At 67.9% G+C, this 13387-nt stretch carries 14 protein-coding genes; 9 read left to right on the forward strand and 5 right to left on the reverse strand.

Translation table 11 applies throughout. The features are described 5' to 3' along the window. Positions 1 to 5: 5 nt before the first annotated feature. The 3 genes from ACNPM4_RS00770 to ACNPM4_RS00780 form a co-directional block, all read right to left on the reverse strand. Positions 6 to 323 (reverse strand): DUF7882 family protein, encoded by a 318-nt coding sequence (locus ACNPM4_RS00770; protein WP_029263431.1) that lies wholly within the window; start codon positions 321 to 323, stop codon positions 6 to 8. Between the two features lie 169 nt (positions 324 to 492). After that, positions 493 to 1407: a helix-turn-helix transcriptional regulator gene (locus ACNPM4_RS00775; RefSeq protein WP_448984369.1), complete on the reverse strand. Its 915-nt coding sequence runs from the start codon at positions 1405 to 1407 to the stop codon at positions 493 to 495. Positions 1408 to 1517: 110 nt separating this feature from the next. Then, positions 1518 to 2243, reverse strand: coding sequence for a 3'-5' exonuclease (locus tag ACNPM4_RS00780; protein ID WP_051662448.1), 726 nt, complete (start codon positions 2241 to 2243; stop codon positions 1518 to 1520). A gap of 66 nt (positions 2244 to 2309) precedes the next feature. Between ACNPM4_RS00780 and ACNPM4_RS00785 the strand changes: the two genes are divergently transcribed. Next, positions 2310 to 3209: an alpha/beta fold hydrolase gene (locus ACNPM4_RS00785; protein ID WP_448984370.1), complete on the forward strand. Its 900-nt coding sequence runs from the start codon at positions 2310 to 2312 to the stop codon at positions 3207 to 3209. Here the strand turns inward: ACNPM4_RS00785 and ACNPM4_RS00790 are convergent. Beyond that, positions 3181 to 3654 carry an Lrp/AsnC family transcriptional regulator gene (locus tag ACNPM4_RS00790; RefSeq protein ID WP_448984371.1) on the reverse strand — a complete coding sequence of 158 codons (474 nt, stop codon included), beginning with the start codon at positions 3652 to 3654 and terminating at the stop codon, positions 3181 to 3183. The two genes, ACNPM4_RS00785 and ACNPM4_RS00790, sit on opposite strands and share 29 nt — an antisense overlap. Before the next feature lie 168 nt (positions 3655 to 3822). Between ACNPM4_RS00790 and pdhA the strand changes: the two genes are divergently transcribed. From pdhA to ACNPM4_RS00805, 3 genes are read left to right on the forward strand one after another with little or no spacing between them, the layout of a single operon-like run. Further along, on the forward strand, positions 3823 to 4938 hold the full coding sequence (gene pdhA, locus ACNPM4_RS00795; protein WP_448984372.1) for a pyruvate dehydrogenase (acetyl-transferring) E1 component subunit alpha: 1116 nt from the start codon (positions 3823 to 3825) through the stop codon (positions 4936 to 4938). Positions 4939 to 4940: 2 nt separating this feature from the next. Then, positions 4941 to 5951 carry an alpha-ketoacid dehydrogenase subunit beta gene (locus tag ACNPM4_RS00800; protein ID WP_029263424.1) on the forward strand — a complete coding sequence of 337 codons (1011 nt, stop codon included), beginning with the start codon at positions 4941 to 4943 and terminating at the stop codon, positions 5949 to 5951. Beyond that, positions 5948 to 7309: a dihydrolipoamide acetyltransferase family protein gene (locus ACNPM4_RS00805; protein WP_448984373.1), complete on the forward strand. Its 1362-nt coding sequence runs from the start codon at positions 5948 to 5950 to the stop codon at positions 7307 to 7309. Before ACNPM4_RS00800 ends, ACNPM4_RS00805 begins: the two co-directional genes overlap by 4 nt. Here ACNPM4_RS00805 and ACNPM4_RS00810 read toward each other — a convergent pair. Continuing rightward, a complete protein-coding gene (locus tag ACNPM4_RS00810) occupies positions 7302 to 7910 on the reverse strand; it encodes a TetR/AcrR family transcriptional regulator (protein WP_029263422.1) in 609 nt (202 codons plus the stop codon). The two genes, ACNPM4_RS00805 and ACNPM4_RS00810, sit on opposite strands and share 8 nt — an antisense overlap. Positions 7911 to 8021: 111 nt before the next feature. Between ACNPM4_RS00810 and ACNPM4_RS00815 the strand changes: the two genes are divergently transcribed. From ACNPM4_RS00815 to ACNPM4_RS00835, 5 genes are all read left to right on the forward strand, one after another. Continuing rightward, positions 8022 to 9575 (forward strand): carboxyl transferase domain-containing protein, encoded by a 1554-nt coding sequence (locus tag ACNPM4_RS00815; protein ID WP_448984374.1) that lies wholly within the window; start codon positions 8022 to 8024, stop codon positions 9573 to 9575. Between the two features lie 5 nt (positions 9576 to 9580). Beyond that, complete coding sequence (locus tag ACNPM4_RS00820; RefSeq protein WP_448984375.1) at positions 9581 to 11503, forward strand: acetyl/propionyl/methylcrotonyl-CoA carboxylase subunit alpha; 1923 nt, start codon at positions 9581 to 9583, stop codon at positions 11501 to 11503. A 2-nt stretch (positions 11504 to 11505) separates the two neighbouring features. Beyond that, on the forward strand, positions 11506 to 12654 hold the full coding sequence (locus ACNPM4_RS00825; protein WP_262000919.1) for an acyl-CoA dehydrogenase family protein: 1149 nt from the start codon (positions 11506 to 11508) through the stop codon (positions 12652 to 12654). Positions 12655 to 12695: 41 nt separating this feature from the next. Continuing rightward, positions 12696 to 13184, forward strand: a complete 489-nt coding sequence (locus ACNPM4_RS00830; RefSeq protein ID WP_029263418.1) for a MaoC family dehydratase — start codon at positions 12696 to 12698, stop codon at positions 13182 to 13184. Continuing rightward, the coding region (locus ACNPM4_RS00835) for an aldolase/citrate lyase family protein (RefSeq protein ID WP_448984376.1) at positions 13181 to 13387 on the forward strand (207 nt) is incomplete at its 3' end. The genes ACNPM4_RS00830 and ACNPM4_RS00835, both read left to right, overlap by 4 nt.

The raw sequence follows: 13387 nt of genomic DNA on the forward strand, positions 1-13387 counted from the left end.
CCCCATCACTCCGCGGGGCTGCTCTCGAGATGCTCCTCGATGAGTGTGATGCCTCCGCTGGAGCTAGCCGAGTGCGCGAGTTCCTCGATCCACTTCCGGCTCAAGTCCGGCGATTCCGGTTCCTGAAAGACGAACCGGAGAGGGATCGACGGGTGCAGCCAGAGCGTCGAGCGCCCGGGAGCATCGCCTTCGGGATGCCGCCATGAGAGTGTGAAGCTCTCGTTGCGTCGTAGCTTGGTGGCGATAACGACTTTCAGATGAGCGAGCGCGCGATCGTCGATCTGGATCGGAGTCTGCGTGTCGCCGTAGTACAGGCTCCCCATCAGCGAACGAACATAGCGATGGGATGGGCGGCACGGGTCATGCGACTCCTCGACAGTGTGGCCACGGACCGAGGGAGTCCGGGTACTCGAACTCTAGCCAAGGACTTCAGCTCGCACCGTGCCGGCGTCGCGACCCGCCGCAGAATGCGAACAGACTCTTCGCCGGGTGTCACCCCGGGATCAGCGACGGCGGTGTGCCGAAGGCCTGCTGGTATGCAGTGGCGAAGCGTGACGAGTGGCTGAAACCCCAGCGGCGCGCGACATCGCCGACCGAGCGCCCGTTGCCGTGCTGGAGGTCGCTGCGGGCGCCCTCGAGTCGTGCCCGGCGGAGGGCCTCGGTGGGAGTGATGTCGAGAGCTCGCCGGAACGCGTACTGGAGCCCTCTCGTGGAGATGTAGGCGGCAGCTGCGACATCGTCGATCGTGATCGGCAGGTGCGCGTTCTCGTCGATGTAGGCAAGCGCCCGGCGGACCGCCACCGGAGCTCCCGCCCGCTGGGCGGGGCGGCGCAGAGCCTCTGTGAAGCTCGTGGGGAACGCGGAGAGGGTCATCATCAGGGCATGGCGTTCGAGTTCGGCGGCGATCAGCGGGTCGGAGCCCGAGAGGGCGAGTGCCTGGTCGACATACGCGAACATCGTCTCCCAGCGCCGCGCGTCGGCGGCCGAGTGCGGCGCGAGCCCGGTCGTGCGCAACTTCAGGCCGTCATCGCCGGTCAACTGTCGTGCCCGCTCTTCGGCTGCGGGTCGGTCGAAGACGAGGGCGCGGACGTCGGCCGATCGGTCCCACTTCGCCTCCACTCGGGTGCCGTCGGAGATCCACGGTGCGCCCGGAGTGAGGCTGTGGCGCGCGGACCAGACCCGAGCATCCGGAGCGTCGACACGGCACACGAGGATCTGGTCGAGTGGCTCGGCCGTCGAATGCACCTGCGCCGCTAGTCGGTAGTTGACGAGCGTGACGCTGCGAAGCTCTTCGGACCGCCAGTCGAACCGGAAGCGCCGAGGGTCTGCATCCTGAAGCGCTGCAGAGGGAACGAACTGCTGCCACGTGGACTCGACCTGCTCGATGTCGGTGGACGTGAACTGCATGGGTGCTCCTTGTTCCTCGCACCGCGATCCCACTCGGCGGTGCCTGACAGGAGCGTAGCCCAGTGTGTCGACCGGCCGCGCATCAGCTGATCGGCAGCTTTTCGGCTCCGTCACCGGGCGGCGGTTCGAGCCGATCGCACGGGCCAGCTGCCGTCGATCGATTCCTCCGGATCGAGTCGGCCGATGCTCACGAAGTACTCCGTGAGGCTGGCCGCCTGCGAGCGTGCCCAGCCGATCTGATTCGTGTGCAGCTCTGCCGGGGTCTCGGGGAGGGAGAAGCGACGAGCGAGGGCTTGCGCCACACGACCGGCGGCGATCGCATCCGCGGACGCCTCATGCGCGCCGTCGAGCACGACCGCGTAGTGGGCGGCGACCACTTCGAGCGTGCGTCGCCCGCGGCGGTATCGGTCGTACGCCTTGTCGATCACCAGAGGGTCGATGACGGGGGAAGGGGCGGTCAGAGGGACGATTCCATGTCGGGCGGCCTCGTGCGCGAGCAGCGAGAAGTCGTACGCGGCGTTGTACGCGACCACCGGCACATTCTGCTCCAGCAGCGACCGTAGGGCCGCCGTGACCTCAGCGACGACTTCGGGCGACGGTCGCCCCTCCGCCCGCGCGTGTTCCGTGGTGATGCCGTGCACCGCAGTGGCGCCATCCGGGATCGGGATGCCCGGATCGGCGAGCCAGGAGCGGGCGGCGATCTCGCGTCCTGCGGCATCGAGGACACCGACGTACGCGGTGACCACCCGATCGGACTCGACATCGACCCCGGTCGTCTCCAGATCGAACACCCCGACACGGGTGAGCCACGCAGGGAGCGGGGGACCGGATGGCATGCCTTCACGCTATGCGCGGGCGCAGACATCCAGGGGAAGGCGCACGGCGACTCGTAGACTCGGAGCATGACCGTGCCTTCCCCCTATGCGGACCGCCTTCATCGACTCCCCGTGCAGCGCCACGAGGTACAGGTGCGTGGAGCGATCACGGCGTACTGGGTCTACGGGCCTGAGAAGGCGGAGACGACGGTGATCGCTGTGCACGGCTTCCGCGGTGATCATCACGGGCTCGAACCAGTGTTGGCGTACCTCCCCGAGGTGCGTGTGGTCGCGCCTGATCTTCCCGGGTTCGGGGAATCAGCGCCTCTGCCCGGGCGCAGACACGACCTGGACGAGTATGCCGGTTGGCTTGACGACTTCGCAGCAGCGGTCGCCCCCGGCGCCATCATCCTGGGGCACTCCTTCGGATCCATCGTGACGGCGGCGGCGGTCGCCCGGGGGCTGCGGACTCCGCGCCTGATCCTGCTGAACCCGATCGGGGCTCCGGCGCTGGAGGGACCGAAGGGTCTCATGACGCGCTTGGCCGTTTTCTACTACGCTCTCGGTGCCCGACTTCCGGAGAGGCTCGGAACCGCGCTGCTGCGCAACCGCATCATCGTCCGCGTGATGAGCATCACGATGGCCAAGACCAGGGATCCCGCGCTCCGTCGTTTCATCCACGACCAGCACGACACATATTTCTCGCGATTCTCGGACCGGGATGTGCTCCGTGACGCCTTCATCGCGAGCGTCTCTCACGACGTCCGCGAATTCGCTCGCGAGATCGATGTTCCGACCCTGCTCGTCGCTGCAGAGCGTGACGACATCACCCCGATCGAAGCAGAACGCAGGCTGGCGGCGCTGTTCCCCGACGCGACACTCGTGGAGATCGCCGACGTGGGGCATCTCATCCACTACGAGACGCCGGCGGAGGCGGCGGGCGCCGTTCGTCGGTTCCTCAGGATTCCCGTCGGGCGAGGCCGATAAGGCCTGCGACCCGGAACGGGATGACCTCGCCCATCGCGAGCGAGGTCTCCGTGCGCTCGACGCCTTCGATCGAGAGGATGCGGGCGTCGGTGTCGAAGAGGTGGCGTGCGTCCCTGCACGCGACACGAGCGAGCAGGTCGATCGAGCCGCTCAAGCCGTGCGCCTGTACGACTTCTGGGATCCGCGCGAGTTCGTTGATGATACGCGGCAGTTCGGTCTGGCGTACGCCGATGCTCACGAACGCCTGCAGGGGGAAGCCCAGGACGTCCGGCGAGAACGATCGCTCGTAGGAGAGGAAGATGCCGCTCTGCTCGAGGCGTGTCATCCGCGCCTGGATCGTGTTGCGGGACAGACCGAGATTCTCCGCCAGCGCGACGATGGTGATCCTCGGATCATCGGCGAGGGCGGCGAGAAGCTCGAGATCGATGCGGTCGAGTCCTGACATAGTGCCAAACCCTAGCAGTCGGACTTGGCGTCAAATTGAGCAACATGCTCAAGCCTCACAAGAATGCTTGAGCGAGGTGTTCAGCGGACGTACCCTCAGAGCATGCCGGTGATGACGCCGGCGTCAACGCGCGGAGCCTCACGAGGGCCGCCGACGAGGAGGACGACGATGTCACCGCAGATCACCCCCATCGCAGACACCGCCCAGGATCTCGAACTCTCCGAACGCATCCTGGCTCCTGACGGGAGCCGTGTGTCGAATCCTCGACTGGATCCCTTCGTCGCCGACGTGGATGCTACGCAGCTGCGGTCGCTGCTGCGCGACATGATCATCCTGCGCCGCATCGATGCCGAGGGCGTCGCGTTGCAACGCCAGGGACAGCTGGGCCTCTGGGCGCCGTGCCAGGGGCAGGAGGCGACGCAGATCGGGACCGCGCGGGCACTCGCTCCTGAGGACTACGTGTTCCCCAGCTACCGGGAGACCGGGGTCATCTACGCACGCGGCGCCCAGCCCGGCGACTACGTGCGCATGTGGCGAGGAGAAGAGGGCGCGGCCTACGACCCTGCAGCGCTGGGCGTCGCGCCTCTGCAGATCATCATCGGCGCACAGACGCTGCACGCGGTGGGATACGCCCTGGGCATCCAGCGCGACGGTGCGGACGAAGTCGCGGTGACCTATTTCGGCGACGGAGCGACCAGCCAGGGCGACGTCAACGAGGCGATGATCTTCGCGGCGTCGTACCAGGCGCCGGTGGTCTTCGTGTGCCAGAACAACCATTGGGCGATCTCCGAGCCGGTCGCCGTGCAATCGCAGTTCCCGATCGCGGGTCGGGCTCCGGGATTCGGCATCCCGAGCCTCCGTGTCGACGGGAACGACGTGCTCGCATGCATGGCCGCCATGCGCTGGGCGTTGCAGCATGCACGCTCCGGCAAGGGCCCCGCCTACATCGAAGCCGTGACCTATCGCATGGGGCCGCACACCACGGCGGACGACCCGACGCGCTACCGCGACGCGGAGGAGCTCGAGTCCTGGCGACGACGCGATCCGATCGCACGACTGGAGGCGCACCTCCGTGCCAGCGGTGACCTCACCGACGAGCACGTCGCCGAGACTCAGGCCGCCGCCGACGCGGTCGCGAAGGAGATGCGTGCTGCGTGCCTCGGAATGGTCACGCGTCCGCCGCTCGCGGTCTTCGACGGCGTCTACGCCGAACCCCACACGGGCCTCGAGCGTCAGCGCGGCGAGTATGCGGCGTACCTCGCCTCCTTCGAGAGCGAGGCGTGAACATGACCGAGCTCACTCTCGGAAAGGCGCTCGGCGCCGGCCTGCGGCAGGCCATGCGCGACGATGACAAGGTCGTGCTCCTGGGCGAGGACATCGGCAAGCTCGGTGGTGTCTTCCGCATCACCGACGGGCTTCTCGACGAGTTCGGAGCAGCGAGAGTGATCGACACTCCGCTCGCCGAGTCCGGCATCGTCGGCACAGCCGTGGGCCTCGCCTTCCGCGGTTATCGTCCTGTCGTCGAGATCCAGTTCGACGGCTTCGTGTATCCCGCCTTCGACCAGATCGTCGCCCAGGTCGCGAAGCTCCACTACCGCACACAGGGCCGGGTCAAGATGCCCATCACGATCCGGATCCCCTGGGCAGGAGGCATCGGCGCGGCGGAACATCACTCGGAGTCGCCCGAGGCGTATTTCGTGCATACGGCAGGCATCCGCGTGATCGCGGTGTCGAACCCCGAAGACGCATACCGGAGCCTGCGTCAGGCGATCGCGTCGGATGATCCTGTGGTCTTCTTCGAGCCGAAGCGGCTCTACCACCACAAGGGGGACGTCGACCTCGAAGCTCCCCTCGCGGACGCGCCGCCGATGGGACTGGCGCGCGTCGTGCGGGCAGGGACGGATGCGACGCTGATCACCTATGGGGCGATGGTCTCCACCGCCCTGCAGGCCGCGGAAGCCGCGGAGGACGAAGGGACATCCCTGGAGGTCATCGATCTGCGCTCGCTCTCGCCCGTCGACTACGACTCGGTCGCCGCGTCGGTACGGAAGACCGGACGGGTCGTGGTCGCACACGAGGCATCTCGTGAAGCCGGTGTCGCGGCCGAGGTGATCGCGAGCATCACGGAGCGCTGCTTCGAGTATCTGGAGTCGGCACCGCTGCGGGTGACCGGCCACGACGTGCCGTACCCGCCGGCGAAGCTCGAGAAGTATCACCTTCCTGATCTCGACCGGCTGCTGGACGCCGTCGATCGGGTACTGGATCGGCCGAACAGCCTGACGGGAGCAGAAGCATGATCGCGGAATTCCGTCTTCCGGACCTCGGAGAAGGGCTGGCCGAGGCCGAGGTCGTGCAATGGCTGGTCGGCCCGGGGGACTCGGTCGCGCTCAACCAGACACTGGCCGAGGTGGAGACCGCGAAGGCCGTGGTCGAGTTGCCGTCGCCGTACGAAGGCACGGTGGCAACCCTCCACGCGGAAGCAGGCGAGACGGTCGCCGTCGGGGCGGCACTGATCGACTTCGAGGTCGTCGGTGAAGAGGAGACCACATCCGCGCCGATGCCGGAGGCGGCCGAGAAGGCTCAGCCGAACCTCGTCGGATACGGCGCTGCCCCCACCGCGACCGGACGACCGGCCCGTCGCGCACGTCGCAGCGGAGCGGTGCCGGCGGTTGTCGACACAGCGGTGCTCGAGGCTGCGCCGCACGACGCCACGCCATCGTCCGCGGTCGACTCCGTGGTGGAGCGGCCGCGCTCGACGCCTCCGGTCCGCGCACACGCGAAGCGTCTCGGGATCGACCTGGTGCTGGTGGCCGCAGAGATCGGAGACCGGGTGATCACTCGCGCTGACGTCGACGCCTACGCCGAAAGGGTAGGAGTGCGCAGTCAGGCCACGGCTGACGTCCCCGTCGCCGCCCCGTCGTCGCCGCTCACCCCCGGTGCTCCCGGCGACGGGGCGCGTGAGACCCGCGTACCGATTCGCGGAGTCCGCAAGCACACGGCCGCGGCGATGGTCCAGAGCGCTTTCACGGCACCTCACGTGACCGTCTTCCACACGGTGGACGTGACGGCGACCATGGACCTCCTTGCGAGCCTTCGAGACGATCGCTCACTCAGCGAGCATCGGATCGGACCACTCGCAGTGGTGGCGAAGGCCGTGTGCCTCGCGCTCGGACGCACCCCCGGACTCAACTCCCGGTGGGACGAGGCTGCCGGAGAGATCGTCCAGCACCACTACGTCGACCTGGGGATCGCGGCCGCGACAGATCGCGGGCTCATCGTGCCGATGATCCGCGACGCGGAGCGGCTGACTCTGGTGGAACTCGCGGGCGCGGTGAGAGCTCTCGCCGAGGTCGCGCGTTCGGGGAAGACCTCGCCGGCGGAGCTGGCCGGAGGCACCTTCTCGATCTCGAACATCGGGGTGTTCGGCGTCGATGCCGGCACACCCATCCTTCCGCCCGGCCAGTCCGGGATTCTCGCGGTCGGCGCCGTGCGTCGTCAGCCCTGGGAGTTCCGCGGAGAGATCGCCCTCCGTCAGGTGATGACGCTCAGCCTCTCGTTCGACCACAGGCTCGTCGACGGCGCGGAAGGCGCGCGGTTCCTCAAGGACGTCGCGGACATCCTCGAGGAGCCGGGCCGGGCGATGCTTCTCAGATAGTCGCGCGAAGTGCGGCGTCCGCCATCGCGACCAGCACGGTCGCGGTGGCGGAGTGGCGCCGTGCTGCCGCACGCGTGCTGTGCGGCGTGGAATTGATGAGGCCGAAGCAGGCTTGGACTCGAAGGCGGAGCTCTTCCTGGTCCGCTCCGCCGGCGCCCGCGGTGTGCAGCGGCGCGAGTGCGTCCATCCAGAGGTCGATGTACGCGCGTTGCAGCCGACGGACGGCTGCCCGATCCGCTTCGGACAGGTGGGCGACGTCGCGGTCCTGCACCTGGATCACCTCGGCGTTCCCGAGGGCGAAATCGACATGGAAGGTGATCAGCCCGTGCATCCGCTCATCCGGGCTCGGGGTGTTCTCCGCCACCCGCCGCCCGCCGTTGATCAAGTCCTCGCTGACTTTGACGAGAACCGCGCCGAGCAATGCCTGCTTGCCGGCGAAGTGTCGGTAGACAGCCGGGCCGGACACGCCGACGGCGGCGCCGATGTCTTCCAGGCTCACGCCGCTGTATCCGCGCGCGGCGAAGAGGCGCGCGGCGGCGTGCAGGATCGCATCAGACCGTTCGGCCTTTGCGCGGTCTCGGGCGGTGACCGGGCTTGTCATCTCAGTTAATCCTCGCTAACCTGAATCAACGGGTTAGTGCACACTAACCGAATATGCCTGCACCGCGCCAGGGCGTCGCCCGCGCGGACGTGAGTCGAGGAGGACATCACGATGCCCGCAACGCAGGAGTCCCTGGCGCAGGAGCTGCGCGAGCGCCTCATGGCAGCCGCGCGCGGGGGACCGACCGCATCCCGTGAACGCCATGTGTCTCGGGGCAAGCTGTTGCCCCGAGATCGCGTCGCGCGAGTGCTCGACGAGGGCAGCCCGTTTCTCGAGGTCGCCCCGCTCGCCGCCGATGGTCTGTACGGAGGCGAGGCTCCCGGTGCCGGAGTCATCGCCGGTATCGGCCTCGTGCACGGGCGCCACGTCATGGTGATCTGCAATGACGCGACGGTCAAGGGCGGCACATACTTCCCGCTCACGGTCAAGAAGCACCTGCGCGCACAGGAGATCGCTTTCGAGAACAAGCTGCCGTGTCTGTACCTGGTCGATTCGGGAGGCGCATTCCTCCCGAAGCAGGACGAGGTGTTCCCCGATCGCGAGCATTTCGGGCGGATCTTCTTCAATCAGGCGCGGATGTCGGCCGAGGGGATCCCGCAGCTGGCGGCGGTACTCGGATCCTGCACCGCCGGCGGCGCGTACGTGCCCGCGATGAGCGACGAGACGGTCATCGTGCGCGGTCAGGGAACGATCTTCCTCGGCGGGCCACCGCTGGTGAAAGCAGCGATCGGCGAGGTCGTGACCGCCGAAGAACTCGGCGGGGGCGAGCTGCACGCACGGCGTAGCGGTGTCGTCGACCATCTCGCGGAGGACGACGAGCACGCGCTCGAGATCCTGCGCGACATCGTGGCCACTCTTCCGCCGCCCGCGGCACCCGCCTGGGAGGTCCTGAGCGGCCGTCCGCCCGCCGAGCCGTCAAGCCTGTACGACGCCGTTCCCGTCGACGTGAACGCCGCGTACGACGTGCGTGAGGTCATCTCGCGCCTCGTCGACGGCGACACGTTCCTCGAGTTCAAGCCCGAGTACGGCACGACCCTGGTCACAGGGTTCGCCCGACTCCATGGGCATCCGGTGGGTATCGTGGCGAACAACGGCGTGCTGTTCAGCGAATCCGCACTCAAGGGAGCGCACTTCATCGAACTGTGCGATCAACGGGGGATACCACTGCTGTTCCTGCAGAACATCACGGGGTTCATGGTGGGCTCCGATGCCGAGGCAGGCGGCATCGCCAAGGACGGCGCGAAGATGGTCACGGCCGTGGCGAGTACGAGGGTGCCGAAACTCACCGTCATCATCGGTGGTTCGTTCGGGGCGGGCAACTACTCGATGTGCGGACGGGCGTACTCACCGCGGTTCCTCTGGACCTGGCCTGCGAGCCGCATCTCTGTGATGGGCGGAACGCAGGCCGCATCAGTGCTCGCCACGGTGAAGGAGGATCAGCTGTCCGCTCGAGGCGAGTCGTGGAGCGCCGAGGAGCGCGGCGAGTTCGAAGCGCCGATCCGTGAGCAGTACGAGCGCCAGGGGGAGCCCTACTACGCGACAGCACGGCTGTGGGACGACGGCATAGTCGATCCCGCGCAGACCCGCGATCTGCTGGGGCTCGCGCTCGACGTGATCGCCCTCAGTCCGCTGCCCGAACCGCGCTTCGGCGTCTTCCGGATGTGAGTGCCATGTCATCATCGACCGTTTCCTTCCACACCGTGCTCGTCGCCAACCGTGGCGAGATCGCCCGTCGGGTGATCCGTACCCTCCGTACCCTCGGAATCCGCAGCGTCGCCGTGTACAGCGATGCGGATGCGTCCGCGCCCCACGTACGCGAAGCGGATCTGGCGGTGCGGATCGGTCCCGCGCCCGCCGTCGAGTCCTACCTCGACATCGATGCGGTGATCGCCGCGGCCCGCAGCACCGGTGCACAGGCGATCCATCCCGGCTACGGGTTCCTCTCCGAGAGTGTCGGTCTCGCCGAGGCCTGCGCCGAGAGCGGCGTCGTCTTCATCGGCCCCTCCGTCGACGCTCTGCAGATCATGGGAGACAAGGCCCGCGCCCGCGAGCATGTGCTGCGCTACGGCGTGCCTGTCGTTCCGGGCTTCGACGCCAAAGGCCTCTCCGACCTCGAGATCGCCGAGGAGGCGGAGAACGTCGGCTACCCGCTGCTGGTCAAGCCCAGTGCAGGTGGCGGAGGAAAGGGCATGGAGGTCGTCTCCGACGCTGCGGGGCTGCGCGGAGCGCTCGCCTCGGCTCGTCGGGTCGCGTCAGCCGCCTTCGGAGATGACTCGCTCATCCTGGAGCGCCTGATCCGTCGCCCACGGCACATCGAGGTGCAGGTCTTCGGCGATGCCCACGGAACGGTCATCGCCCTCGGCGAGCGCGAGTGCACGCTGCAGCGTCGTCATCAGAAGGTCATCGAGGAGGCACCGTCGGCGGGCATCCCCGCACATACGAGGGAGCGTCTGCTCTCGGCGGCCGTGCTGGCGGCGGAGAGCGTCCAGTACGTCGGCGCGGGCACGGTCGAGTTCCTCATCGACGCCGACGCGCCGGACGAGGCCTTCTTCATCGAGATGAACACACGCCTTCAGGTGGAACATCCCGTCACCGAAGAGGTCACCGGTCTGGACCTGGTGGCGCTTCAACTCCGTGCGGCCGACGGGCTTCCGCTGGACGTCACGCCGCGACTGCGAGGGCACGCCGTCGAAGCGCGTGTGTATGCGGAGTCCCCCGAGCGCGGTTTCCTGCCCTCGACGGGCACGATCCTCCTGTTCGATCCGCCGCCCGGCGTGCGCGTGGATTCCGCCGTCGAGACGGGGAGTGAGGTGACCGGGTTCTACGACCCCATGATCGCGAAAGTGATCGCGTTCGCTGACGATCGTGGAGCCGCCCTGGCACGGCTCGATGAGGCTCTCGCACGCATGGTGGTGCTCGGGGTCGACACCAACGTGGCCTTCCTGCGGACCCTCTGCCGTCACGAGCGTGTGGTCGCGGGCGATCTCGACACCGGGCTCATCGAGACGCTGCTGCCCTGGAAAGCGGAGCGCCCGTCTCCCGCTCAGCTGGCTGCGGCGAGGAAGATGTCGGCGACCGGAGCAGGCGAACCGCTGCGGACGAGCGCGCTCTGGCGGGATCGTCCGGGGTGGCGGTTGGGTGCCGCGGCCCTGCCGGATGCGACGTTCGCGGCCCTCACGGATGAGGACGAAGTGGTTGAACTCGGTGCAGCGGACGTATCCGCCCCGAACGGGGCGGTGCACGCGGCGATGGACGGAGATGGCGCGGTCTGGGTGTCCGAGAGCGGCCGCACGGTGCGTCTGCGTCCGCTCGACAGGCGGCGCAGGATGCTCCACCGTCTCGCTCAGCGCGAGTCAGGGGCGGCAGCGACCGAGCCCGAGGGGCGCGCGCCCATGCCGGGCAGCGTCGTGGCCGTGCTCGTCGCGAACGGGGATCCGGTGTCGGCCGGCGACCCGCTCGTCGCGATCGAGGCGATGAAGATGGAGCACCAGGTGCTCGCACCCCACGACGGTGTGGTGCATCTGCTGGTCGCGGTGGGCGATCAGGTGCGGCGCGACCAACCGGTCGCCCGCGTGACGACAGAGGAGAGCTGAACATGGAAGACCTGTCAGAGGAGGAGCGCGAGCTCGCCGCGATGGTGCGCGAATTCGCCGAGACGGTGGTCGCACCGCAGTCGTACGAGGCCGACCGCACGCACACGCTGTCGATGGAGGTCGTCTCGCAGATGGGTGACCTCGGCCTGTTCGGCCTGCCGTTCCCCGAGCAGTACGGAGGTCAGGGCGGTGATTACATGGCGCTGGGCATCGCGATCGAGGCCCTGGGGCGGGTGGACCAGTCGATCGCGATCACACTCGAAGCAGGAGTGAGCCTCGGTGCCATGCCGATCTACCGCTTCGGCACCGAGGAACAGCGGCAGGAGCTGCTTCCCGATCTGCTCGCGGGGCGCGCGCTGGCGGGCTTCGGCCTGACCGAGCCGGAAGCCGGAAGCGACGCTGGCGCGACCAGGACGACCGCGCGCGTGGAGGGCGATGAGTGGGTCATCGACGGCTCCAAGCAGTTCATCACCAACTCGGGAACTCCGATCACCCGCTTCGTCACGGTCACTGCGGTGACCGGGAACGAGAACGGGCGCAAGGAGATCTCCACGATCATCGTCCCGAACGGCACTCCCGGGTTCACGGTCGAAGCTCCTTACGACAAGGTCGGGTGGAACGCCTCGGACACCCACCCGTTGACGTTCGACGGAGCGCGGGTTCCGGCGACGAACCTGCTGGGGGAGCGGGGGAGCGGCTTCCGGAGCTTCCTCAGCATCCTCGACGAGGGTCGCATCGCGATCGCCGCCCTCTCCACCGGCGCGGCCGAGGGGTGTCTGGAGGCGGCGGTCGAATATGCGAAGAGCCGGACGATCTTCGGCGCAGCGCTGAGCACACGCCAGAATGCTCAGTTCACCCTGGCCCGTATGCGGGCGCGCGTTCACACCGCGCGGCTCGCCTGGCATCACGCGGCGCGACTGCGGGATGCGGGGAAGCCGTTCGCGGAGGCCGCAGCGATCGCCAAGCTCGTGGGCGGGGAGGCCGCGATGGACAACGCGAGGGACGCCACCCAGATCTTCGGGGGAAACGGGTTCATGAACGAATTCCCGGTCGCTCGCCACTACCGCGACTCGAAGATCCTCGAGATCGGCGAAGGGACGACCGAGGTGCAGCTCCTCGTCATCGCGCGCGGACTCGGACTCGCCGGGTAGCGTGGCCCCATGCGCCGTACTGAGCGACGAACGGAGTCGAAGTGACCACGCACGACATCCTTCAGAGGGGTTTGTACTACGAGGAGTTCGTGCTCGACGCCCGCTACCTGCACCGCCCCGGCCGCACGGCGACCGAGGCCGACAACGTGCTGTTCACGACACTCACCATGAACACGCAGGCGCTGCACCTCGATGCGGCGTTCGCCGATGCGCAGGACCCGTTCCGTGCGCGGCTCATGAATTCGATGTGGACGCTGTCGACGATGGTCGGCGCCTCGGTCGCGCAGCTGACGCAGGGCACGCTGGTCGCACAGCTCGGGTTCGGCGACATCGTCTTCCCGCACCCGCTGTTCGCCGGTGACACCCTCTATACCGAGAGCGTCATCGTCGACAAACGGCTGTCGTCCTCACGCCCGGGTCAGGGCATCGTGAAGATCGCCCACACCGGACGCAATCAGGACGAGACGGTCGTGGCGACCGCAGTGAGGTCGGTTCTCGTCCACTGCCTCCCGGAAGGAGTCGCGAAGTGACTTTCGAACTCGGACCGGCCCTGCTGTTCTGCCCCGCGGACCGTCCGGAGCGCTTCCGCAAGGCTCAGGACCGGGCGGACGCGATCATCCTCGACCTCGAAGATGCCGTACTCCCGGAGGCGAAGGCCGTGGCGCGCCGGAACGTGATCGATGCGGACATCGACGCCGAGCGGGTTATCGTGCGCGTGAACGCTCCGGGCACC

This window comes from Microbacterium umsixpiens, from assembly GCF_053543675.1.

What these genes read in the sequence shown, in the direction of transcription:
- ACNPM4_RS00815 (WP_448984374.1), top strand. Translation starts at nt 8,022, where the DNA reads ATGCCCGCAACGCAGGAGTCCCTGGCGCAGGAGCTGCGCGAGCGCCTC.
- ACNPM4_RS00810 (WP_029263422.1), bottom strand. Translation starts at nt 7,910, where the DNA reads ATGACAAGCCCGGTCACCGCCCGAGACCGCGCAAAGGCCGAACGGTCT.
- ACNPM4_RS00770 (WP_029263431.1), bottom strand. Translation starts at nt 323, where the DNA reads ATGGGGAGCCTGTACTACGGCGACACGCAGACTCCGATCCAGATCGAC.
- ACNPM4_RS00775 (WP_448984369.1), bottom strand. Translation starts at nt 1,407, where the DNA reads ATGCAGTTCACGTCCACCGACATCGAGCAGGTCGAGTCCACGTGGCAG.
- ACNPM4_RS00790 (WP_448984371.1), bottom strand. Translation starts at nt 3,654, where the DNA reads ATGTCAGGACTCGACCGCATCGATCTCGAGCTTCTCGCCGCCCTCGCC.
- ACNPM4_RS00780 (WP_051662448.1), bottom strand. Translation starts at nt 2,243, where the DNA reads ATGCCATCCGGTCCCCCGCTCCCTGCGTGGCTCACCCGTGTCGGGGTG.
- ACNPM4_RS00800 (WP_029263424.1), top strand. Translation starts at nt 4,941, where the DNA reads ATGACCGAGCTCACTCTCGGAAAGGCGCTCGGCGCCGGCCTGCGGCAG.
- ACNPM4_RS00825 (WP_262000919.1), top strand. Translation starts at nt 11,506, where the DNA reads ATGGAAGACCTGTCAGAGGAGGAGCGCGAGCTCGCCGCGATGGTGCGC.
- pdhA (WP_448984372.1), top strand. Translation starts at nt 3,823, where the DNA reads ATGTCACCGCAGATCACCCCCATCGCAGACACCGCCCAGGATCTCGAA.
- ACNPM4_RS00805 (WP_448984373.1), top strand. Translation starts at nt 5,948, where the DNA reads ATGATCGCGGAATTCCGTCTTCCGGACCTCGGAGAAGGGCTGGCCGAG.
- ACNPM4_RS00785 (WP_448984370.1), top strand. Translation starts at nt 2,310, where the DNA reads ATGACCGTGCCTTCCCCCTATGCGGACCGCCTTCATCGACTCCCCGTG.
- ACNPM4_RS00820 (WP_448984375.1), top strand. Translation starts at nt 9,581, where the DNA reads ATGTCATCATCGACCGTTTCCTTCCACACCGTGCTCGTCGCCAACCGT.